We start from the raw sequence: 21,720 nt of genomic DNA, 5'->3' as shown, positions 1-21,720 counted from the left end.
TATCCGCGCCTGCCATCGGGCGGCGCCGACGGCACGGCGCTCAGACCGTGACCTGGGCCGTCAGGCGATAGCCCGCGCCGCGGACGGTTTCCACCATCGGTGCGGCCGCGCCCAGCGATTCGCGCAGGCGCTTGACGTGCACGTCGACCGTGCGTTCCTCGATGTAGACGTGGTCGCCCCACACCTTGTCGAGCAGTTGCGCCCGGCTGTGCACGCGCTCGGCATGCTGCATCAGGTAGGCCAGCAGCTTGAACTCGGTTGGCCCGACCTTCAGCGCGCCGCCCTGCCAGGTCACGCGGTGCGTGGAGGTGTCGAGTGCGAGCTCGCCGATCTCCACCCGCTCCGTGACCACTTCCGGCGCCCGGCGGCGCAGCACCGCCCGGATGCGCGCCAGCATTTCCTGCGTGGAAAAGGGCTTGGTGATGTAGTCGTCGGCACCGGCGTCCAGGCCGGCCACCTTGTCGGGTTCGTCGCCGCGCGCCGTCAGCATCAGGATCGGAATGGCCTTGGTGCGCGGATCCTTGCGCCACTGGCGCGCGAGTTGCAGGCCGCTCTGGCCCGGCAGCATCCAGTCGAGCAGGATCAGGTCCGGCAGCAGCGCGTCGATCTCGCGCTGGGCTGCCGCGCCGTCTTCCGACCAGATCGGCTCGAAGCCGTTGTGGCGCAGGTTGACGGCGATCAGCTCGGCGATCGAGGACTCGTCTTCGACGATCAGGACTCGGGGTTTCTTCATGCTATTTGAGGGAGTCTTGCCGCCGCCGTTACAGGAGCGCGGACTCGATTTCCTGCATCGAAGTGTGCCGCACATCGGCGCCCTTGACGATGTAGATGATGAATTCGGCAATGTTCTTGGCGTGGTCGCCGATGCGTTCGATCGCCTTGGCCAGGAACAGCAGGTCCAGGCTGGCGGAGATGGTGCGCGGGTCTTCCATCATGTAGGTGACCAGCTTGCGCACGAAGCCGTCGAACTCCTTGTCGATCAGGTCGTCGTCCTTCAGGATCGACACCGCGGCGGCCGTGTCCAGGCGCGCGAAGGCGTCGAGCGCCTTGCGCAGCAGGCCCGAGGCCAGGTCGGCCGCAATGCGCAGCTCGGTGGTGGGCAAGGCCCGGGCCGAACCGCTCTCGATGATCGACTTGACCATGCGCGCGATCTTGTTGGCCTCGTCGCCCACGCGCTCCAGGTTGGCGGTGGTCTTGCTGATGGCGATGAGCAGGCGCAGGTCGCGTGCCGTCGGCTGGCGTCGCGCAATGATCGAGGAGAGCTCGCGGTCGATGTCGATCTCCATTGCATTGACGCGGTTCTCCGTTTCCATCACGCGGTCGGCGGCTTCCACGTCGAACTGCAGCAGCGCGTACACGGCCGTGTGGATCTGCGACTCGACCATGCCGCCGAGCTCCATCACGCGCGACGAGACGCCGTTGAGTTCGCTGTCGAACTGGCTGGACAAATGTTTTTCAGTCATGGTTGTCTCCTTAGCCGAAACGGCCGGTGATGTAGTCCTCGGTCTCCTTGCGCTGCGGCTTGAAGAACATCTGTTCCGTCGCGCCGAACTCGATCAGGTCGCCCAGGTACATGTATGCGGTGTAGTCGCTGCAGCGGGCGGCCTGCTGCATGTTGTGGGTCACGATGACCACGGTGTACTCGTTTTTCAGCTCGGCGATCAGCTCCTCGATCTTCGCGGTCGAGATCGGGTCCAGCGCCGAGCAGGGTTCGTCGAGCAGCAGCACTTCGGGCTTGATCGCGATGCCGCGCGCAATGCACAGGCGCTGCTGCTGCCCGCCAGAGAGGCCCGAGCCGCTCTGCTGCAGCTTGTCGCGCACTTCGGTCCACAGGGCGGCCTTCTTCAGTGCCCATTCGACACGGTCGTCCATGTCGCTGGCCGAGAGGCTCTCGAACAGCTTCACGCCGAAGGCGATGTTGTCGTAGATCGACATCGGGAACGGCGTGGGCTTCTGGAAGACCATGCCGATCTTGGCGCGGATCAGTGCCACGTCCTGCTTGGACGTGAGCAGGTTCTCGCCGTCCAGGGCGATCGTGCCTTCGGCACGCTGCTCCGGGTACAGCTCGAACATGCGGTTGAAGGTGCGCAGCAAGGTCGACTTGCCGCAGCCCGACGGGCCGATGAAGGCCGTGACCTTGTTCTCGGGAATCTCGAGGTTGATGCCCTTGAGCGCGTGGAACTTGCCGTAGTAGAAGTTCAGGTCCTTGACCGAGAGCTTCGAGCGCGACATTTGGGGTGCGACGGTGGTTGGCATGAAAGCTTCTTCTTCAGTGTTTGTTGCGCGTCAGCACACGCGCCAGGATGTTGAGGGCGAGCACGGCGACGGTGATCAGGAACACGCCGGCCCAGGCCAGCTTTTGCCAGTTCTCGTACGGGCTCATCGCGAACTTGAAGATCGTGACCGGCAGGCTGGCCATCGGCTGGCTCACGTCGGCGGTCCAGAACTGGTTGTTCAGCGCGGTGAAGAGCAGCGGCGCGGTTTCACCCGCGATGCGCGCCACGGCCAGCAGGATGCCCGTGACCACACCGGCGCGTGCGGCGCGCAGCGTGATGCTCAGAATGACCTTCCACTTCGGCGCACCCAGTGCGTAGGCGGCTTCGCGCAGGCCCGGCGGCACCAGCTGCAGCATGTTCTCGGTGGTGCGGATCACCACCGGAATCACGATCAGCGCGAGCGCCAGCGCACCGGCCAGGCCCGAGAAGGTCTTGAAGTAGGCCACCACCACGGCGTAAACGAACAGGCCGATCACGATCGACGGCGCTGACAGCAGGATGTCGTTGACGAAGCGCGTGACCGAGGCAAGCCAGCCCTTGGTGTTGTATTCGGCCAGGTAGATGCCGGCCATGATGCCGATCGGCGTGCCCACGAAGGTGGCCAGCGCCACCATCACGAACGAGCCGAAGATCGCGTTGGCGATACCGCCCATCTCGTTCGGCGGCGGTGTCATTTCGGTGAAGGTGGCGAGCGCCAGCCCGCCTAGCCCCAAGCGCAGCGTTTCCCACAGGATCCACACCAGCCAGAACACGCCGAACACCATCGCGGCGAGCGACAGCGTGAGCGCGATCTTGTTGACGCGGTTGCGGGAAGCAAACCGGGCCTGGCGCGTTTCGGCCAGCGCCTGTGCGTTCATCAGGTTTTGAGCAGTACTCACGACTTGGTCCCTTCGCTCTTCTTCATCTGCGCCAGCAGCACCTTCGAGAGCGTCAGCACGACGAAGGTGATGAAGAACAGCACGAGGCCGAGGTACATCAGCGCGGCCTGGTGCAGGCCTGCGCCAGCTTCGGCGAATTCGTTGGCCAGTGCCGAGGTGATGCTGTTGGCAGCCTCGAACACCGACAGCGAGTTGAGCTGGTTCATGTTGCCGATCACGAAGGTGACCGCCATCGTTTCACCCAGCGCCCGGCCCAGGCCGAGCATGATGCCGCCGATCACGCCGGCCTTGGTGTACGGCAGCACCACCTTGGAAACGACTTCCCAGGTGGTCGAGCCGAGGCCGTAGGCCGACTCTTTGAGCAGCGGCGGCGTCACTTCGAACACGTCGCGCATCACCGAGGCGATGAACGGAATGATCATGATCGCCAGGATGATGCCGGCCGACAGGATGCCGATGCCCACGGGCGGGCCGGACACCAGCGCGCCGAGGTACGGCACCCCGGCGAGCAGCTTCTGCAGCGGCTGCTGCACCCAGGTCGACAGGATCGGCCCGAACACCAGCAGGCCCCACATGCCGTACACGATGGACGGCACGGCGGCCAGCAGCTCGATGGCAGTGCCCAGCGGGCGCTTGAGCCAGTTGGGCGAGAGTTCGGTCAGGAACAGCGCAATGCCGAAGCTCACCGGCACGGCGATCACCAGCGCGATGAACGAGGTGGCCAGCGTGCCGTAGATCATGACCAGGCCGCCGTACTCCTCCTTCACCGGGTCCCACGTGCTGTTGGTGAGAAAGCCGAGGCCGTACTTCGAAATGGCGGGCCAGGCGCCGACGATCAGCGACAGCAGGATGCCGATGAGCATCGCGAGCGTCAGCAGCGCGGCGCCCTTGGCGGCCCAGCCGAACAGGCGGTCGGCCATGGGGCCGGAACGCGGTGCCTTCACGGGCGGCGGTGGGGCGGTGGCGCGACCGCGCTCGGCCGAGAGGTCGAGCGAGGTGGCAGCGGTGGGAAAGGTGGATGACACAGGTCGCTCCGGCAAAGACGAAAGCGGCGCGTCCTTGAGCGAGGAGTTGCTCATGGGCGCGCCGGTCTGGACTGATGGTTGGATTTACTTGAACGCGACGGCCTTGCCCGACGCGTCCTTCACATCGCCCCATGCCTTGGCGATGGTGGCCTTCACGGCGTCAGGCATCGGCACGTAGTCGAGGTCGTCGGCCGTCTTGTCGCCGCTCTTGTAGGCCCAGTCGAAGAACTTCAGCACGGTGGTCGCGTTGGCCGGCTTGTCCTGCACCTTGTGCAGCAGGATGAAGGTGGCACCGGTGATGGGCCATGCGCCCTTGTCAGCCTGGTTGGTCAGCACCTGGTAGAAGCTCTTGTTCCAGTCGGCACCGGCGGCGGCGGCCTTGAAGGCGGTGTCTTCGGGCGAGACGAAGTTGCCGGCGGCGTTCTGCAGCTGGGCGTAGGTCATCTTGTTCTGCTTGACGTAGGCGTACTCGACGTAGCCGATCGAGTTGGGCAGGCGGTTCACGAAGGCGGCGACGCCTTCGTTGCCCTTGCCGCCCGCGCCGGTGGGCCAGTTCACGGCCGTGCCTTCGCCGACCTTGGTCTTCCATTCGGCGTTGACCTTGCTCAGGTAGTTGGTGAACAGGAAGCTGGTGCCCGAACCGTCGGCGCGGCGAACCGGGGCGATGGCAGCGTCAGGCAGGGCCAGCGAACCGTTCAGCGCCTTGATGGCGGGGTCGTTCCACTTGGTGATCTTGCCGAGGTAGATGTCGCCCAGCACCTGGCCGTTGAGCTTCAGCTCGCCGGGCTTGATGCCCTGGATGTTGACCACGGGAATCACGCCGCCGATGACGGTGGGGAACTGCATCAGGCCCTTGGCCTGCAGTTCGTCGTCCTTCAGGGGAGCGTCGGAAGCGCCGAAATCGACGGTCTTGGCTTCGATTTGCTTCAGGCCGGCACCCGAGCCGACCGACTGGTAGTTGATCTTGACGCCGGTGGCCTTGTTGAAGTCCGAAGCCCACTTGGCGTACAGCGGTGCGGGGAAGCTGGCGCCGGCGCCGGTCACGTCCTGTGCGAAGGCGGGAATGGTGAACATCGCGGCCAGCAGGCCGGCGGTTGCAAATTTGAACGTCGTTTTCATGAAGCTTCCTTTAGAAGTAAGAAGTAGTCCCTTGAGGGCTTGGCACGGACTCTAAAAACCTTGTGTGACATCGGTGTGACACCCCGCTGTCGAGGGAAAATGCCCTGATTCACCCCGTGGCGCATGTGACGCTGTCACACAACCGTCATGCGCCGCGCCTAGCCTTGCGAGCCTCGCCGCTGCGCGAAAACGGGAGGCCGCACGCGCTGTCATGGCGCTACGATCGAACTCCAGGGCACCCGCCTTCTTCATCAGAACAACATGCAAAACGGCACCCGCCTCGCAGCAGTCGACCTGGGCTCGAACAGCTTCAGGCTCGAAATCGGACAGGTCGACCACGGCCAGATCCACCGCACCGAATACCTCAAGGAAACCGTGCGCCAGGGCAACGGCCTGGACAGCGCGCGCAACCTGACGACCGAAGCCATGCAGCGCGGCTGGGACGCCCTCGCCCGCTTCGGCGAACGCCTGGCCGGCTTCAAGCGCTCGCAAGTGAGGGCCGTGGCCACGCAAACGCTGCGCGAAGCGCGCAACCGCGAAGAGTTCTTGTTGCGCGCACGCACCATCCTGGGCTTCGGCATCGACGTGATCCCCGGCCGGGAAGAAGCGCGACTGATCTACCAGGGCGTGGCGCACATGCTGCCGCACACCGACGCCTCGGACAGCGAACGCCGGCTGGTGGTCGACATCGGCGGGCGCTCCACTGAAATGATCATCGGCCAGGCCTTGGTGGCCGACCGCATGGAGTCGTACCGCGTCGGCAGCGTCGCCTGGTCGATGAAGCACTTCAGCGAAGGCCTGTTCACGCCCGCAGCATTCCGCGCCGCCGAAGTGGCCGCCAAGGCGGTGCTGGACGACGCGCTCGCCAGCTACACCCGCGACCAGTGGGACGTGGCGTACGGCGCCTCCGGCACCATCGGCGCGGTCGGCGACGTGCTGGCGGCTTCCGGTGCCGAGCCCGGCAAGGTCACGCGCGAAGGCCTCGACTGGCTGCTCGACCGCCTGCTGAAGGCTGGCAGCGCCGACAAGCTGCGCATCGAAGGCATGCGCGACGACCGCAAGGCCGTCATCGGCGGGGGCGTGAGCGTGCTGCGCGCGGTGTTCGACCTGCTCGGCATCGAGGAAATGAAGGTCGCCCAGGGCGCGCTGCGCCACGGCGTGCTCTATGAACTGCTGGAACGCGACGACAGCGTGGCCGACATGCGCACCGCCACGGTGGCGCGCCTGGCCAACCGCTTCGCCGTCGATGCGGCGCAAGCCAGGCGCGTGGGCGACACGGCCGCGGCGCTGTTCGTGCAGCTGGCACCCGCCGCGCGCGGCGGCAGCACGGCCAACCGCGCGGGCCGCGCGCTGCGCAAGCTGGGCTGGGCGGCGCAGCTGCATGAAATTGGCACGCAGATTTCGCACAGCGACTATCACAAGCACGGCGCCTACATCCTCGACAACACCGACGCGCCCGGGTTCGCGGTGAACGAAATGCATGCGCTGGCGCAACTGGTGCTGGGCCAGCGCGGCAAGCTGCGCAAGCTGGAGGCGGCGCTGGACGACGAGACCTTCGTCATGCAGCTGCTGTCGCTGCGCCTGGCGCTCATTCTTTGCCACGCGCGCCGCGACCCCGATCCGCGGGCGCTGCACCTCGCGGCACTGGGCGCACGGGCCTTCACGATCGTGTGCGCACCCGACTGGGCGGAGGCCTATCCGCAGTCGGCCCACCTGCTGCGCGAGGAGGTGCTGGCCTGGCAGAAGACCAGCAGCTGGCGCGTGGAGCTCAACGGAGCCTGAGCGAAGAAGGCTAGAGCAGCTCGGGCGACTGCACCGTCACCACGACGGTCTGCACGTCGCCGTCGCGTTCGCGCGTGCGGATCCACCACAGCGCGCCCTTGCGCACCGGGCAACTGTCCTGCTTGAGGCCCAGCAGCAGCGAAATCGCCTGCCCCACCGAGGGCTGGTGGCCGATCATCAGCACCACCGACTTGCCGCCGGGCCAGCCCGCCGCGCCGAGCAGCGCCTCGGGCGTGGTCTCGGGCGACAGTTCTTCCCGCAGCTTGAACTTGCGGCCCAGCGCCAGAGCCGTCTGCTCGCAGCGGCGCGCGGGGCTGCAGATGATGCGGGTGCCATCGGGCAGTTGCCGGTCGAGCCAGCTGGCCATGCGCTTGGCCTGCTTCTCGCCGCGTGCGGTGAGCGAGCGTTGCATGTCGTCGCAACCCTCGGTCCAGTCCTCGGCTTCGGCGTGGCGCCAGAAGATCAAGTCCATGGTCATCGTCTTTCGGTCGTCAGTTGTTGGATGCATCACGCAGATGCCCTCTGGATGCGTAGCGGTTCATGAGCGCGGCCTGCGCGCCATGCGCCTCGATGGCTCGCGAGGCGCCCTCCTCGCCCGGATGCGTGTCGCGGTCCACGCGCGTGTAGGTGCCGTCCGCGCCCAGGTCCCAAGCGTCGCGCCCGTCGTGCAGGTACGCCACCAGGCATTCGTCGATCAGCCGCTGGCGCAGGCCCGGGTCGGTGACCGGCCAGGCGAGCTCGATGCGCCGCATCATGTTGCGGTTCATCCAGTCGGCGCTGGACAGGTACAGCGACTCGTCTTCGCCGTTGCGGAAATAGAAGACCCGCGAATGCTCCAGGAAGCGCCCGATCACCGAGCGCACGCGGATGTTGTCGGTCAATCCCGGCACCTGCGCGGGCAGCGTGCAAGCGCCGCGCACGATCAGGTCGATCTTCACGCCCTTCTGCCCCGCACGGATCAGCGCGCCGATGATTTCCTCGTCGGTCAGCGCATTCATCTTGGCCACGATGCGCGTGGCCTGGCCGGCCACGGCGGCAAGGCCCAGCGCATCGATCTGCGCCACGATGTTCTTGTGCAGGTCGAACGGCGCCAGCCACATGCGGTTGAGCTTGGGCAGCCGGCTCTGGCTGGCCAGGTGCACGAACACGGCCTCCATGTCGGCCGTCAGCATCGGGTCGGCCGTGAGGTGGCTGATGTCGGTGTAGAGCCTGGCGGTGCGCGGGTTGTAGTTGCCGGTGGACAGATGGCCGTAGCGGCGCATCTGCTTGCCCTCGCGGCGCGTCACCAGCAGCATCTTGGCGTGCGTCTTCAGGCCGACCACGCCGTACACCACCTGCGCGCCGATCGACTCGAGCATTTCGGCCCAGTTGATGTTGGCCTCTTCGTCGAAGCGCGCCTTCAGCTCCACCACCACCGTGACTTCCTTGCCGCGGCGCACCGCCTCGCGCAGCAGGTCCATCAGCTCCGAGTCCGCACCGGTGCGGTAGATCGTCTGCTTGATGGCCAGCACCTGCGGGTCGAGCACCGCCTCGCGCAGGAACGCGAGCACGCCGTCGAAGCTCTCGAAGGGCTGGTGGATCAGCACGTCGCTGCGCTGCAGCCGCTCGAAGAACGACTGCGAAGGCGACAGCGTGACGGGGTACGACGCGGGGTACGGCGCAAAGCGCAGCTGCGGCTCTTCGAGCAGGTCGGCCAGCTGCGTGAACCGCGCCAGGTTGACCGGGCCGTGCACGCGGTACAGCGACTGCGGCGGCAGGTTGAACTGCGCCAGCAGAAAGCTCGCGAGCGATTCGGCGCAGCTTGCCGACACTTCCAGTCGCACGGCCTGCCCGTAGTGGCGGTGCTGCAGGCCCTGGCGCAACGCGGTGCGCAGGTTCTTCACGTCTTCCTCGTCCACCGCCAGGTCGGAATGCCGCGTGACGCGGAACTGCGAGAAGTCGCCCACCTCGCGGCCCACGAACATGCTCGCCAGGTGCGCGCGAACCACGCTCGACAGCGCCACGAACAGCGTCTTGCCGTCGGAGACCTTGGCCGGCATCCGGATCAGGCGCGGCAGCACGCGCGGCACCTTGACGATCTGGATCGGGTTTTCGCGCCCGAAGGCGTCCTTGCCGCCCAGCCGCACGATGAAGTTCAGCGACTTGTTGGCCACCTGCGGAAACGGATGCGCCGGGTCGAGCCCGACCGGAATCAGCAGCGGGCGCACCTCGCGCTCGAAATACTCGCTGACCCACTTGCGCTGCGCCGGGTTGCGCTCTCCGTGCGAAATGATGTGGATGCCGTGGGTGGCAAAGGTCGGCATCAGCTCGTCGTTGTACAGCGCGTACTGGCGCGCCACGAGCGTGTGCGCCGCCTCGGCCAGCCGCTCGAACGAATCGACCGTGTAGGTGCCCTTGTGGTCGCCCGCGCTCCCCGCGATCAAGTGCGGCGCGGCGCGCACTTCGAAAAACTCGTCGAGGTTCGACGACACGATGCACAGGTAGCGCAGCCGCTCGATCAGCGGCACCTCGCGCCGATGCGCCCAGTCCAGCACCCGTTCATTGAACGAGAGGATGCTGTGGTCGCGGTCGAGCAGCGCGAACGTAGGCGCCGCGGCGGCAAGCGACCGGTCTGCGGGGGCGGATGGCATGGGGACTGATTCTGGAGCAAGGGGCACGGGAGCACACGTAGGCGGAAATATGACAGTGTCGACATCGTTTGTGACGTTCTCATGACACCCTCGTGACGCATCCGCCCCCGTTGTCGCATGCCCCTTGTGCGGCTCCATCATGCCCGGGGGCAATGCGGACGGCCCGTTGCTGGACGGGACGGCCGCGGGCTTCATGCGCCCAGGAAGTGCTTGCGGTAGCGCGCCGGCAGGTCGTCGATGCGCATCAGCATCGGCAGGTCGGCGGCGTTGAAGTCCGGGTCCCAGGCGGGTGCGCCCAGCACCTTGGCGCCCAGGCGCAGGTACCCCTTGATCAGCGCGGGCGGCTCCACGTCCAGCGTGCTGTCCAGCCGTTCGACCGGCAGCGGCAGGCGTGGCTGCACCTGGTACTGAATGGGCGCCATGTGCTTGGCCGACACCTGGCGCCAGATGCTGGCCGCCGCGTCGCCGTTGGTCACGCCGTTGTGTGACATCGGAATGCTGGCGCAGCCGATCATCGTGTCCAGCTTGTTGCGGTGCATGAAGCCGGCCAGCGCGCCCCACAGCGCGAGGATCACCCCGCCTTGGCGATGTTCGTGGTGCACGCAGCTGCGGCCCAGTTCGACCATGCGTTCGCGCAGGTCGCGCAGGCGGGTCAGGTCGAACTCGGTGTCGCTGTAGGTGCTGCCGACGCGGCGGGCCTGCGCTGGCGTGAGCACGCGGTAGGTGCCGACGACCTGCTGGGTCAGCTCGTCGCGCACCAGCAGGTGTTCGCAGAAGTCGTCGAACAGGTCGATGTCGTGGCCGGCCAGCGGCGACGAGACGCGGGCGCCCATTTCGCCGACGAACACGTCGTAGCGCAGGCGCTGCGCTGCGCGCACGTCGTCCAGGTGGCGGGCCCAGCCGACCGTGATGCCCTGCCTGGCTTCGACGGGCGGAGGAAGAATGACGACGGGTGCCTGCGGCACCGACACACGGGCCGCGGTGGAAGCACCGGCGGCAGCGGCGACCGTGGGCGCAGGCCACAAGGCCGCGCGCAGCCCGAGCTGCGAGAGCGGAAACGTCGGGTTGGGCAGTTCTTTCATGGGGAACCCTTTCTGCCGAGGGAGTCTGCGCACGTGGAATGAAGCGTGCATGTCAGGAAGATGGCAGGCGGATGACGGTGGTTACAGCGCCGACATCGCATGGAACGCCACGCTGGCCCCACTTGGTCGTCTAATGCGGTCTGCAAGCGACATGGAGCTTTACCGCATGGCCACCGAAGCAAACGGCACCGACACCAGCCGACTCCACCAGACCTTTCCCGTCCTGAGCGACACCGAGATTGCGCGCATTGCCCGTTTCGGCAGCGTGCAGCAATTTGCGCGCGGCACCCGGCTCTTCACCGCCGGCGAGACCGGGCCCGGCATGTTCGTGCTGCTCAAGGGCGTCGTGGCCGTCACGCAACGCGACGGCCTCGGCCATGTGGTGCCCATCGTGCGGCAGGGGCCGGGTGAATTCCTGGCCGAAGTCGGCCAGTTGAGCGGCCGCCCTGCCCTGGTCGACGGCCAGGCCGAGGAGGACGTGGAAGCGCTGCTCGTCTCGCCCCAGCAACTGCGCGCGTTGCTGGTGGCCGAAGCCGACCTGGGCGAGCGCATCACGCGCGCACTCATCTTGCGTCGGGTAGCGCTGATCGAGTCCGGCGCCGGCGGGCCGGTGCTCATCGGCGCGCCGCAGTCGCCTGACATGGCGCGGCTGGAAAACTTTCTGCGGCGCAACGGCTATCCCTACCACGTGGTCGACGCCAATGAAGACCCCGACGCCGCCGCGCTGCTCGCGCAGTACGGCGCCGGCCATCTGCTGGCCGTGTGCCCCGACGGTTCGGTGCTGGTGAACCCGACGGACGAAGGACTGGCGCGATGCCTGGGCATGCTCGACACCGCCGAGCACGACGCCCTGTACGACGTGGCCGTGGTCGGCGCCGGCCCGGCGGGCCTGGCGACGTCGGTGTATGCGGCCTCCGAAGGGCTGCGCGTGATCGTGCTGGACTGCCGCGCCTTCGGCGGGCAGGCCGGCGCCAGCGCGCGCATCGAGAACTACCTCGGCTTTCCGACCGGCATCTCGGGGCAGGCGCTGGCGGGCCGCGCCTTCGTGCAGGCGCAGAAGTTCGGCGTCGAGATGCTGATCCCGGCCAAGGTGCTGTCGCTGGACTGCGCGCGCGACAACGCGCTCGGGTGCCTGCGCATCGCGCTGGCCGACGGCCGCACGATCAACGCGCGCACCGTCGTCGTGGCCAGCGGCGCGCGCTACCGGCGCCCCGAGGTGCCGCGGCTGGCCGAATTCGAGGGCCGCGGCATCTGGTACTGGGCTTCGGCCATCGAGGCCAGGATCTGCTCGCAGCAGGAAGTGGCGCTGGTCGGCGGCGGCAACTCCGCGGGCCAGGCCGCGGTGTTCCTGTCGCGCCATGCGGCCAAGGTCAACGTGCTGGTGCGCGGGCCGTCGCTGGCGGCCAGCATGTCGCGCTATCTCATCGACCGCATCGAGGCCACGCCCAACATCGAGCTGCATCCGTTCACCGAACTCGTGCGCCTGCATGGCGGTTCCGACGAAGGCCTGACCGGTGCCACCTGGCGCAGCCACACCACGCATGCGGAACACGACTGCCCCGCACGCAACATCTTTCTTTTCGTGGGTGCCGAGCCCGAGACCTCGTGGCTCGAAGGCTGCGGCGTGTCGGTCGACAAGCACGGCTTCGTGCAGACGGGCGACGCGGCGAGCGGCGGCTTTCCGGCGCGGCCGGCCACCGCGCTCGAGTCCAGCGTGTCGGGCGTGTTCGCCGTGGGCGACGTGCGCTCGGGCTCGGTCAAGCGCGTGGGCGGCGCGATCGGCGAAGGCGCGGCCGTGGTGGCGCTGATTCATCAACACCTCTCGCAAGCCTCGGCGGTGGCCTGACGCGGGCGGTGAATCGCGCGAATTCCCGGCGCGGTGCGCGATTGAACCTGCGCGTATAAGCTGCCGGCTCGCATCACACCCACCGGAGCAAGAGACATGTCCGCATCGCCCATCGAGGTCTATTCCTGGCCCACGCCCAACGGCCACAAGATTCACGTCATGCTCGAAGAGTGTGGCCTGCCGTACCACGCGCACCCGGTGAACATCGGCAAGGGCGACCAGTTCGCGCCCGAGTTCCTGCGGATCAGTCCCAACAACAAGATCCCTGCCATCACCGACCCCGACGGTCCGGACGGCAAGCCGATCTCGCTGTTCGAGTCGGGCGCCATCCTCGTGTACCTCGCCGGCAAGACCGGCAAGTTCTTGCCCACGGGCGACCGCGAACGCTACGACGTGCTGCAGTGGCTCATGTTCCAGATGGGCGGCGTCGGCCCCATGCTGGGCCAGGCGCACCACTTCCGCCTGTACGCGCCCGAGAAGATCGCCTATGCCATCGAGCGCTACAGCAACGAGGCCAAGCGCATCTACGGCGTGATCGACAAGCAGCTGGCCAAGAACAAGTTCATCGCCGGCAAGACCTATTCCATTGCCGACATCGCCATCTTCCCGTGGCTGCGCAGCTGGGAAAACCAGGGCATCACGCTCACCGACTACCCGCATCTGAAAGCCTGGTTCGACGGCATCGCCGCCCGTCCCGCCGTGCAGCGCGGCGTGAAGGTGCTGGCCGACCTGCGCCAGCCGATCACCGGCGACAAGGAGCGCGAGATTCTTTTCGGCAAGACGCAGTACGAGAAACGCTGAGAAACCCGCCGACCGGGCAAATATCCGGGCTAGAATAGAAGGCTTGGCGGGGTGTAGCGCAGCCTGGTAGCGCATCTGGTTTGGGACCAGAGGGTCGAAGGTTCGAATCCTTTCGCCCCGACCAAAGAAATCGATATGCACACAGTTCCCAACGGACTGTGTGCATTTTTCGTTTCAGGCCACGCACGGCTTTGCGCAAGCGCTTCGGAGCGCTGCGCGAGACACGGAACTGGGTAGAATCCGCCGCTGCCGGCTGGAAACAACAACGCCTAAGTTGTTGATTTTCTTGGTTTCTTCCGGCTTCAAATCTGCCCGTAGCTCAGTTGGATAGAGCACCTGCCTTCTAAGCAGGTTGTCGGGGGTTCGATCCCCTCCGGGCAGGCCAGAACAGCCTCCAACCAATCGGCTTTTTCTGACTTTTAGCGCATCGGCCCTTCAGCCGCGGCGCCCGGAGCATCTGCCCGAACCCGTGCAAACAGGCTCCAGCACGGCGCGCACGCTGTCGCAGCTCGCCAACCTGGCCTTGCTAATGCAGCCCGCGCCGAACACCCGCATCCGACTGCGCATCCCGCGCGCCCCAGCCCACCCCTGCAGCGCCAGTGCTTTCCCCGATCGCAAAGAACCGGCAAAGGCCGTTGCTGGTGTCGAAGTGCCCGCCGTGCGTGCGGTGCACGAAGCGCCCGTCGAGCAACTGGTAGCTCACGCTCGCGACCATCGGCGTGTATTGCCTGTGAAGGCTGACGCGGAGGAAAAAAGTCGTGTATTCAACGACAGTGCCCTCGCAGTCGTTGGCGTCGACCACGTCGAACCGCGCGGTTTCGCGGATGACTTTCTCGTAGGTTGCCATGGCTCTTCTCCAGCTTCGGTGGAAAAAGCGGCCTGCAAACGAATGACGTGCCGTGACGGTGACACGGCTCGGGAATCAGGCCATCAGCATGCTCTACGCAGCGGGAGCGAAAGTGGATTCGCTTCGCCCGCGAGCGACGGCACGGCTCAGATCGGCCGCACGTCGAAGAAAGCCTCGTCGGTATCCCCCAGATCGCGAAAGCCCGCCGTGCGCGCCGCGTCGTAGGCCTTGGCCCAGCGCTTGGCCATGGCGATCTCGGCCTTTGACAGGTCGCTCTCGCTCGATTCGCTCGCGTTCTGGAATGCGCGCAATGCCGCGACGACATCGCCGCCGAGATGCTTGTCGATCTCGCGGCGGAAGCGCTGCTCGGCCACCTTCACGGCGTCGGCCGCCGGATGCGGATAGTCGGCGAGCCGCACGGCGTACGCGACGCGCGCTTCGACTTCGATGTCTTCGAACCGGAATGGCGCCTCACTCGCCTCTGCCAGGGAAGGAAGTGGCGGCGCGGGCACCGGCCGAGCGGGTTGTGAAGGTGGCCGCGGCGCCGAGGCATGCTGCGCCACCGCCATGGGCACCACCGACGCGGTCACGCGCGGAAAGAAAAGCTCAAACTGATTCATGGTTCATCGCCCCCTGCGCGTTGCGCGCTCACCAAAGGCCTGCTGCCAAAAGACTGTATGAATATACAGTTTTAAATTGCAGTTAACCAGTCCTGGATGAACGGGTACGAGCGCATCAACCCGCGGCCCTGCAGGCCCTCGGGGCGTCTTCCCCTCAGTCGTTGCGCGGCTCAACGACCGTCGTAGATCATTCGCCAGACGTTGCAGCCGCTCGGGCACGCCGCGTTGACCTGGCTGGTGTTGAGCTGTGTTTCGACAACGGGGGAGGCAGAAAGGGAAGGCCCGGCCGGATCGGCGCCCGGTGCCGGCACGCCGCCCATCGCCAGGGCGGTCACCCCAGCCGCGACGACTTTGGTCACCATCAACATGTGTGTCTCCAACAGTGGGTCACAAATGCAACTTAGACCCATGGGAGACAAAAATCGCCGGGACTTACCCTAGCTGCCCGATGCCGGATCGCCCGGCGGCGAAGGCAGGTCGCCCTCTCGCAGCTTGCGGCCCACCCACATCGTTCCGTTCGCATGGTCGGCCGCGCCCACCTGGATGCCGCCCACGGTTCGAAGCGCACCGGTGCCGTCGTCAGTGGCGGGGCCCTCGCCCGTGTACTCGCCCGGAACCAGCAGCCGGCCTTCTTTCAGGAAATCGGCGATGCGAAGTTCCCGCATGGCACGGCCCCAGTGCCACTGCTTCTTGATGTCGTAGGGAGCCGGCCTGGCCGGCGGTCTGGATTTCTTCATGTCGTTCAGATCGCGCAAAAAACTGGCGCCAGCATAGCCGCGCCAAGTCACGACCGCACGACCCATCAGTGCCTACTCAGCGCACGGCCTCCTGCCGTCGCTTTGCATCAGCGGGGCCGGTTCGGTGGCCTCGCCCGATTCCACATAGTTGGGTTCGACGGGATGCACGATGACGGCCGCGGGCTCTCCGTCGAACTTCACCAGCAGGTATTCCCCGCTGGCCCCGGTGATGACGCCGAACTTGCCATGAAACTCGATGCGCCCGCCGCGTCGCGCGGGCACCTTGAAACGAACGCGAATGTAGGGCAACCCCACGCGGAAATATTCAACCATCTGAACTCCCGAAACTTGCCGATCTGGCCAGTGCGTGCGCCCACCGGCATGCCATGCAGGCGGAGTGACATCCGCGGCTGCACGCTGCACTGTCTGCGTTAGGCCGGGGGAACGCATGTCAGCCACAGCCTACGCTTGTTGAAAGGCATTGGACATCCGCCAAGTGGCCATGGCGCCCATGGCGGCGGGTTCGGCCGATCGGCCTGGGTGTGCGGCATTGCGCCGCGCAAGCCTCAGTCGTATTCGCCGCTGGTGCCGTCCTCGACCAGGGCCGGGTCGTCGGCTTCTTCACGGGGGCCGACGTTCAGGTCTTCCGACAGCCCCCGCAGCACCGCGTAGCCGGCCTGCAAGGCTTCGGCATAGGTAGGGAAGCCCTTGGCGGCCTCCATCAGCGACTCGAACTCCATCGAATTGTCGAAGGACTCCAGCAGCACCCAGAAATAGTCGCCGCCGTCGTGTTGGTCCACGGACAGGGCGATGGAGATAAGTTGACCAGCCATGCGCGCATGGTGACCCGCCCGAATGACGGATCGAAGAAAGGGCCGTGACCCTTTACTCGACGCCTTCCAGAAACTCGAACCCCATGGTTCGCGCGTGATAGTGCAGCCCGCCGTCCTGCACGATCAAGAAGCGCGCACCCTGCGGCCCCGCGTTGTGGTGCGAATGCGGCGCGCCCGGCGGCGTGACCAGCGTGGCCCAGGGCTCCCACGGGCACTGCGTGTCGCCGACGACCGAGTGGCAGCCCTCGCCCTGCACCACCAGCGTGACGGCGGCCGAGTTGTGGCGGTGCGTGCGCTGGTGCGTGCCGGGCTCCAGCGTGTTGAAGCTCAGCGTCAGCGTGGGCGTGAGGTTGCGCGCGGCGGCTTGCCGGTCGGACGAGAAGATCAGCGCGCGGCCCGAGGTGTCGTCTCGCGTGCCGCTCGAAAAGATCAGCGCGAACTGGCGCTCGATTTCCGCGGCCGGATAGTGCACGGCGTCGATGGTCGCCTTGGCCAGCGGCGCAGGCTGCGCGCGCTCGAACGCCAGCTGCGGCTCGTTGCCGACGGTCCACAGCAGCACGCCTTCGGCGCCGGCCTCGAGCCGGTAGCCCTTGGCGCCAGGCAGCAGAAAGACATCGCCCGTGCCGAACGCAAAGCCGTCCGTGCCGCCGGCCAGGCGGCCGCTGCCGGAGATCACGTACCACACCGACCCGGTGGCGCACACGTCCAGCGACAGCAGCGCGTCGCGCGCGGCAACGCGCACATAGCGCGCGAGCATCAGCGGCGTGGTGGCCGCAAAGCCGCAGCCCAGCGCACGCGACTGGTCGCACTCGAACACGCCGAAGCGATCTTCCGCGGGCGGCGGGAAAAGCCGCGCCGGAACTGCCGGCAGCTTCACGTTGAAGGCATTGCCCGAGTTGAAGAAGCGCGCGCGGGCCTGCGCGGCGCTGGCCGGCGCACGCGGATGCTGCATCGGCAGGTCGGCCATGTCCACAGGGGTGGCGGTGGCTTGTGTGGCGGCGACAGTGGCATTCATGGCGAATCGCCCTCCCCGGTTGTTGCGCCTGGCAGCGCGTAAGGCAGCAAGACGCGCAGCAGCACGTTCGCCCCCGCCGCCACGTGCGCGGGCTCGGCCCACTCGTGTTCCGCATGGCTCACGCCGTCGCGGCAGGGAATGAAGATCATCGCGCTCGGGCACAGCGGGGCCATGTGGCGTGCATCGTGGCCGGCGGCCGAAAGAATGGGCATGTGCGGCTCCCCGATGCGCTGCGCGGCATGGGCAATCGCCTGCTGCAGCGCCAGGTCGAATTCATTCGACGGTGCATCGACCAGCGGCGTCACCGTCACCCGGCACGGCAGCGCGAACAGCTCGCACGAAGCCGCGAGCCTCTGGCCCAGCAGTTCCAGCACGGTGTTGTCGGGGTGGCGCAGGTCGATGCGCAGCGCCACGCGCTCGGGCACCACCGACGGCGCGTTGGGCTCGACCTGCAGGCGCCCGATGGTGAACTTGACCGCGTCGTCGTAGCCGCCGATCTGCGCGTACAAGACCATCGCCATGCGCGAGAACGCCGCCAGCGCGTCGCGCCGGTCCGCCATCGCGAGCGTGCCGGCGTGGCCGCGCTCGCCCTCGATGACGATGTCGAAGGTCTTCTTGCCCTGGATGCCGGTGACGACGCCGATCACGCACTCCTGCGCCTCCAGGATCGGCCCCTGCTCGATGTGCGCCTCGACATAGGCCGCCAGCGGAAAACCGAGCGGGCGTCGGCGCAGCGCGGGGAACGCGGCGTGCAAGGCATCCAGCGCATCGGCCACTGACACACCCTTCGCATCGCGCACCGCGCGCACGTCTTCGAGGCTGCGCACACCGGCGAAGGCTTCCGAGCCCATCATGCCGGGCGCGAAGCGCGAGCCCTCCTCGTTCATCCACGCCACGCACACGATGTCCACCGGCGGACGCACGCCGCGCTGCGACAGCGTGGTCAGCACCTCCAGCGCGGCCGCCACGCCGTACACGCCGTCGAAGCGCCCGCCGCCGGGCTGGCTGTCGAGGTGGCTGCCGGCCAGCACCGGCGGAGCCTCCCGGTCCACGCCGGGCAGCGCGATGAACAGGTTGCCGGCCGCGTCGGTCGAAGGCTCCAGGCCGGCCGACAGCGCCCAGTCGATCATCGTGCGCCACGCTGCAATTTCTTCCGCGCTCAGCGCCTGCCGGTCGACGCCGCCGCCCGGCGTGGCACCGATGCAGGCCAGCGCCATGAGCCGGTCCCAGAGCCGGTCGGCATCGATGCGCCAGATGCCCTGCTGCACCGCGACAGTCACTGGGGCGTTCATCAGTCGGTCTTCATGATCTGGCTGGGCAGCGCGCGCGGGTCGCGCGGCTTCCACTGGCCGGCCTCGACCTGCGCGAAGAACTCCGCCAGCAGGGCGTTGAACGCGGCCGGCTCTTCCAGGTTGAGCGTGTGGCCGGTCTTGGGCATCACGGCCAGGCCGCAGGCCGGCACGGTCTTCTTCAGGAAGATGCCCGGCTGCAGGCAGTGGTCGTCCTCGTCGCCGACCACCACGAGCGAAGGCACGGTCATCGCGCGCAGGTCGCTTTCCAGGTCGTAGATCGACGGGCGCCGCGCCTGCACGCCGCGCATGGTGTTGGCCGCACCCGCGGCATCGTGCTCGCCGAGCCAGGTCGCAAACTCCTGCCAGCCGCGCGGGTCCTTGTTCTGGAACTGCACGCGGCTCGCGCCCAGCGAATAGGTGCGGGCGAATTTCTCGGAGCCCTGGGCCTCGAACTGTTTCGCGACCTCGAGCGAAACGCCGCGAAAGTAGTCTTCGTGCTCCTTCTCGGCGCCGTAGCCCGCGCCTGCAATCACCAGCGAGGCTGCGCGCTTCGCATGGCGCAGGCCGAAATGCAGCGTCGCGAAGCCGCCCATCGACAGCCCCACGATGTGCGCGCGCTCCAGGTTCAGCGCATCCATCACGGCCACGATGTCATCGGCCGCTGTGGCCTGCGAATAGCGTTCCACGTCGGCCGGCACGTCCGACGGCGGATAGCCGCGCGCGCCGAAGGTCACGCACTGGTGGCGCCGCGCGAAGTAGCGCATCTGCGGCTCCCAGCTGCGGTGGTCGCCGCCGAACTCGTGCACGAACACGATGGGCGTGCCGCTGCCGGCCGTCTCGTAGTACAGGCGGATGCCGTCGGGGGTGGTGGCAAAACTCATGGCCCGGCCTTTCAGAAGAGCGCCGCCGTGGCGGGCAGGCTGCGCGCGCGTTCCACCGCCTCCGGCAGCACGTCGCACAACGCCTGCGCCCACGCCTTCGGCACGGTGGTCGAGATCTTGATGAAGCGGTGGCCGAAGCGCGGCGTGTGGTACGTGCCCTGGCGCACCATGATGTCGTGCTCGCCCAGCGCGGTAACCAGCGCCTCGGGCGTCACGCCCGCCATGCTGCACTCGACCACGATGAAGTTGGCCTGCGACGGAAACACCGGCACTTCGAAGCCCGGCAGCCTGGCGAAAGCGTCGACGATCATCTGCTGGTTCTCGCGCTGCTGCGTGATGACTCCGGCCATCCATTCGTCCTTCACGCCCAGGCCCGCGATGGCCGCGCGCTGCGCCAGCACGCTGGCACCCAGTGGCGCCTGCGAGTGCGGCAGGATCCGTGCGAGCAGCTCCGGCGACGCCACCAGCGCGCCCAGCCGCAGGCCGGCAAGGCCGAGCCACTTCGAGAAGCTCACGATGGTCACCGTGCCTTCCGGGTAGAAGCGCGAGGCCAGCGTGTGGCTGTCGGCAAAGTCGCGGTAGGTGCAGTCGTGGATCAGCACGGCGCCGATCTCGCGCGCGCGGTCCGCGAAGGCGCGGATCTCGTCTTCGGTGTAGGTGGTGCCCAGCGGGTTGTTCGGGTCCACCAGGTAGATGACCGACGTGTTCGCGTCGGTCGCGGCCGCCAGCGCCTCGGCCGACAGCTTGAAGCCGTACTCGGGCCCGTAGATCGGAATCTCGGTGATCACAGAGCCGGCCTTGGCCGCGAACTGCAGCGGCCACTTCCAGCCCGGGTCGGTGGTGACGAAGCCCTTGCCGGCGCCGCAGAAGGCACGGCAGGCCAGTGCCAGCGCCGAGACGGCACCGTCGGTCACCACGGCCGACTGGTCCGGCACGCCCAGGTCTTCAACAATCGCCGAGCGCAGCGCTTCCATGCCCAGCGGCGGCGCATAGGCGTGGAAGCTCTCGTCGTCGATGGCGTCGTGCAGCGCCTTCTTCACGGCGGGGTGCAGCGGGAAGTGGTTGGTGTTCTGGCCCAGCCACATCAGGTCGGGGTTGGTGAAGAGCTTGTCGAAATACTGGTTGCGGGTTTCGGCGTCGCTCGTCACTGCGGGCACGGCCGCCGCGGGATTCAGCGCCGCGTTCATGCTGCGAGCCTTTGCGCCTGCTCGGCGGCCATGGCCTTCTTGCTGGTCTTGATGATCGAGCCGCGCGAGGCAATGCCGCCGTCGATGGTCACCACCGTGCCCGTGATGTAGCCGGCGCGCGGCGAGGCCAGGAACACCATCAGCTCGGCCACTTCTTCCGGCGTGGCCGGGCGGCCGCCCGGGTAGTTGTCGAACAGCTCTTCCCAGCGGCCTTCGTCGCCGTGCGTGTCGAAGGCGCGGCGCTTCATGAGCTTGACCATGCGGTCGGTCGCGACCGGGCCGGGGTTCACGCCCACCACGCGGATGCCGTCGTCCAGGCTCACGCCGCCCAGGGCGCGCGTGAAGGCCATCACGGCCGCGTTGCCGGTGGAGCCCGCGATGTAGTTGGCGTCCCAGTTCTCGCCGGAGTTGCCGATGTCGTTCACGATCACGCCGCCGCCCGCGGCCTTCATGCGCGCGTAGTAGATCTGCGTGAGCTCCATGTAGCCCAGCACCTTGAGCTGGAAGCCGCGGCGCACCACGGCGAAGTCGAGCGACTCGATGGGGCCGGCCGGAATGTCGCCCGCGTTGTTCACGAGGATGTCGACATGCCCCGCCGCCTCGGCCAGTTGCTGCATGGCGCCGGGCGCGGCCAGGTCCATCGGGTGGATGCGCACGTTGATCGGGTAGATCTTCTCGATCTCTTCCTTGGCCGCGGCCAGCGCCACGCCGTCGCGCGCGGCCAGCTGCAGGTGGCAGCCTTCGGCCGCGAACGAATGGGCGGCCGCAAGGCCGATGCCTTTGGACGCGCCGGTGATGAGTACGGTCTTGCCTTCGAGTTCGAGTTTCATGATGAGGTGATGTCCGGGAATGCGGTCGAAAAAGTGGGT

At 67.2% G+C, this 21,720-nt stretch carries 23 protein-coding genes and 2 tRNA genes; 5 read left to right on the top strand and 20 right to left on the bottom strand.

Annotated features, from left to right (window positions below; all coding sequences use genetic code 11):
- Positions 1 to 40 precede the first annotated feature (40 nt).
- From phoB to pstS, 6 genes are read right to left on the bottom strand one after another with little or no spacing between them, the layout of a single operon-like run.
- The gene (gene phoB, locus AC0IYU_RS07880; RefSeq protein WP_435438081.1) at positions 41 to 733 is read right to left on the bottom strand and encodes a phosphate regulon transcriptional regulator PhoB; all 693 of its coding nucleotides are present in this window, start codon (positions 731 to 733) and stop codon (positions 41 to 43) included.
- A gap of 28 nt (positions 734 to 761) precedes the next feature.
- Positions 762 to 1,463 carry a phosphate signaling complex protein PhoU gene (gene phoU / locus AC0IYU_RS07875; protein WP_435446234.1) on the bottom strand — a complete coding sequence of 234 codons (702 nt, stop codon included), beginning with the start codon at positions 1,461 to 1,463 and terminating at the stop codon, positions 762 to 764.
- 10 nt (positions 1,464 to 1,473) lie between these two features.
- Entirely contained in the window at positions 1,474 to 2,256 is a 783-nt protein-coding gene (gene pstB, locus AC0IYU_RS07870; RefSeq protein ID WP_435483952.1) for a phosphate ABC transporter ATP-binding protein PstB, read from the bottom strand.
- A 13-nt stretch (positions 2,257 to 2,269) separates the two neighbouring features.
- Positions 2,270 to 3,154: a phosphate ABC transporter permease PstA gene (gene pstA, locus AC0IYU_RS07865; protein WP_435483953.1), complete on the bottom strand. Its 885-nt coding sequence runs from the start codon at positions 3,152 to 3,154 to the stop codon at positions 2,270 to 2,272.
- On the bottom strand, positions 3,151 to 4,233 hold the full coding sequence (gene pstC, locus AC0IYU_RS07860) for a phosphate ABC transporter permease subunit PstC (protein ID WP_435483954.1): 1,083 nt from the start codon (positions 4,231 to 4,233) through the stop codon (positions 3,151 to 3,153). The genes pstA and pstC overlap by 4 nt, the downstream gene beginning before the upstream one ends.
- Before the next feature lie 30 nt (positions 4,234 to 4,263).
- Positions 4,264 to 5,298 (bottom strand): phosphate ABC transporter substrate-binding protein PstS, encoded by a 1,035-nt coding sequence (pstS, locus tag AC0IYU_RS07855; protein WP_472114900.1) that lies wholly within the window; start codon positions 5,296 to 5,298, stop codon positions 4,264 to 4,266.
- 261 nt (positions 5,299 to 5,559) lie between these two features.
- Between pstS and AC0IYU_RS07850 the strand changes: the two genes are divergently transcribed.
- Complete coding sequence (locus AC0IYU_RS07850; protein WP_472114897.1) at positions 5,560 to 7,080, top strand: Ppx/GppA phosphatase family protein; 1,521 nt, start codon at positions 5,560 to 5,562, stop codon at positions 7,078 to 7,080.
- Between the two features lie 10 nt (positions 7,081 to 7,090).
- Here AC0IYU_RS07850 and AC0IYU_RS07845 read toward each other — a convergent pair whose 3' ends face one another.
- The 3 genes from AC0IYU_RS07845 to AC0IYU_RS07835 form a co-directional block, all read right to left on the bottom strand.
- Positions 7,091 to 7,552, bottom strand: coding sequence for a SixA phosphatase family protein (locus tag AC0IYU_RS07845; protein WP_472115232.1), 462 nt, complete (start codon positions 7,550 to 7,552; stop codon positions 7,091 to 7,093).
- Positions 7,553 to 7,571: 19 nt separating this feature from the next.
- Positions 7,572 to 9,710 carry a polyphosphate kinase 1 gene (gene ppk1, locus AC0IYU_RS07840; RefSeq protein ID WP_472114894.1) on the bottom strand — a complete coding sequence of 713 codons (2,139 nt, stop codon included), beginning with the start codon at positions 9,708 to 9,710 and terminating at the stop codon, positions 7,572 to 7,574.
- Positions 9,711 to 9,901: 191 nt separating this feature from the next.
- A complete protein-coding gene (locus AC0IYU_RS07835; protein WP_472114891.1) occupies positions 9,902 to 10,792 on the bottom strand; it encodes a GNAT family N-acetyltransferase in 891 nt (296 codons plus the stop codon).
- A 166-nt stretch (positions 10,793 to 10,958) separates the two neighbouring features.
- Between AC0IYU_RS07835 and AC0IYU_RS07830 the strand changes: the two genes are divergently transcribed.
- The 4 genes from AC0IYU_RS07830 (at position 10,959) to AC0IYU_RS07815 (ending at position 13,824) form a co-directional block, all read left to right on the top strand.
- Positions 10,959 to 12,638, top strand: coding sequence for an FAD-dependent oxidoreductase (locus AC0IYU_RS07830; protein ID WP_472114889.1), 1,680 nt, complete (start codon positions 10,959 to 10,961; stop codon positions 12,636 to 12,638).
- 96 nt (positions 12,639 to 12,734) lie between these two features.
- On the top strand, positions 12,735 to 13,439 hold the full coding sequence (locus AC0IYU_RS07825; RefSeq protein WP_472114886.1) for a glutathione binding-like protein: 705 nt from the start codon (positions 12,735 to 12,737) through the stop codon (positions 13,437 to 13,439).
- Between the two features lie 47 nt (positions 13,440 to 13,486).
- Positions 13,487 to 13,563 (top strand) — tRNA-Pro (locus AC0IYU_RS07820).
- A 184-nt stretch (positions 13,564 to 13,747) separates the two neighbouring features.
- Positions 13,748 to 13,824, top strand: a tRNA-Arg gene (locus AC0IYU_RS07815).
- Positions 13,825 to 13,965: 141 nt separating this feature from the next.
- On the opposite strand, the gene AC0IYU_RS07810 is transcribed toward AC0IYU_RS07815, so the two are convergent.
- From AC0IYU_RS07810 to AC0IYU_RS07760, 11 genes are all read right to left on the bottom strand, one after another.
- Positions 13,966 to 14,286: a hypothetical protein gene (locus AC0IYU_RS07810; protein WP_472114883.1), complete on the bottom strand. Its 321-nt coding sequence runs from the start codon at positions 14,284 to 14,286 to the stop codon at positions 13,966 to 13,968.
- Between the two features lie 146 nt (positions 14,287 to 14,432).
- On the bottom strand, positions 14,433 to 14,798 hold the full coding sequence (locus AC0IYU_RS07805; RefSeq protein WP_472114880.1) for a hypothetical protein: 366 nt from the start codon (positions 14,796 to 14,798) through the stop codon (positions 14,433 to 14,435).
- A gap of 278 nt (positions 14,799 to 15,076) precedes the next feature.
- Positions 15,077 to 15,274, bottom strand: a complete 198-nt coding sequence (locus AC0IYU_RS07800; RefSeq protein ID WP_472114878.1) for a hypothetical protein — start codon at positions 15,272 to 15,274, stop codon at positions 15,077 to 15,079.
- A gap of 69 nt (positions 15,275 to 15,343) precedes the next feature.
- The gene (locus AC0IYU_RS07795; RefSeq protein ID WP_472114876.1) at positions 15,344 to 15,643 is read right to left on the bottom strand and encodes a hypothetical protein; all 300 of its coding nucleotides are present in this window, start codon (positions 15,641 to 15,643) and stop codon (positions 15,344 to 15,346) included.
- A gap of 72 nt (positions 15,644 to 15,715) precedes the next feature.
- Complete coding sequence (locus AC0IYU_RS07790; RefSeq protein ID WP_472114874.1) at positions 15,716 to 15,976, bottom strand: hypothetical protein; 261 nt, start codon at positions 15,974 to 15,976, stop codon at positions 15,716 to 15,718.
- A 233-nt stretch (positions 15,977 to 16,209) separates the two neighbouring features.
- Positions 16,210 to 16,443 (bottom strand): hypothetical protein, encoded by a 234-nt coding sequence (locus AC0IYU_RS07785; protein ID WP_472114871.1) that lies wholly within the window; start codon positions 16,441 to 16,443, stop codon positions 16,210 to 16,212.
- 85 nt (positions 16,444 to 16,528) lie between these two features.
- Positions 16,529 to 17,491: a cupin domain-containing protein gene (locus tag AC0IYU_RS07780; protein WP_472114868.1), complete on the bottom strand. Its 963-nt coding sequence runs from the start codon at positions 17,489 to 17,491 to the stop codon at positions 16,529 to 16,531.
- Positions 17,488 to 18,783, bottom strand: coding sequence for a Zn-dependent hydrolase (locus tag AC0IYU_RS07775; RefSeq protein ID WP_472114865.1), 1,296 nt, complete (start codon positions 18,781 to 18,783; stop codon positions 17,488 to 17,490). The genes AC0IYU_RS07780 and AC0IYU_RS07775 overlap by 4 nt, the downstream gene beginning before the upstream one ends.
- The gene (locus tag AC0IYU_RS07770; protein ID WP_472114863.1) at positions 18,783 to 19,664 is read right to left on the bottom strand and encodes an alpha/beta fold hydrolase; all 882 of its coding nucleotides are present in this window, start codon (positions 19,662 to 19,664) and stop codon (positions 18,783 to 18,785) included. The genes AC0IYU_RS07775 and AC0IYU_RS07770 overlap by 1 nt, the downstream gene beginning before the upstream one ends.
- Positions 19,665 to 19,675: 11 nt before the next feature.
- Positions 19,676 to 20,851, bottom strand: coding sequence for a pyridoxal phosphate-dependent aminotransferase (locus AC0IYU_RS07765; protein ID WP_472114861.1), 1,176 nt, complete (start codon positions 20,849 to 20,851; stop codon positions 19,676 to 19,678).
- Positions 20,848 to 21,681, bottom strand: coding sequence for an SDR family oxidoreductase (locus tag AC0IYU_RS07760; protein WP_435438676.1), 834 nt, complete (start codon positions 21,679 to 21,681; stop codon positions 20,848 to 20,850). The genes AC0IYU_RS07765 and AC0IYU_RS07760 overlap by 4 nt, the downstream gene beginning before the upstream one ends.
- Between the last annotated feature and the right edge of the window lie 39 nt (positions 21,682 to 21,720).

The organism is Variovorax sp. AC103, from assembly GCF_979254005.1.
The sequence above is the reverse complement of the archived record's forward strand: the minus strand, read 5'-3'. Positions and strand labels throughout refer to the sequence as shown.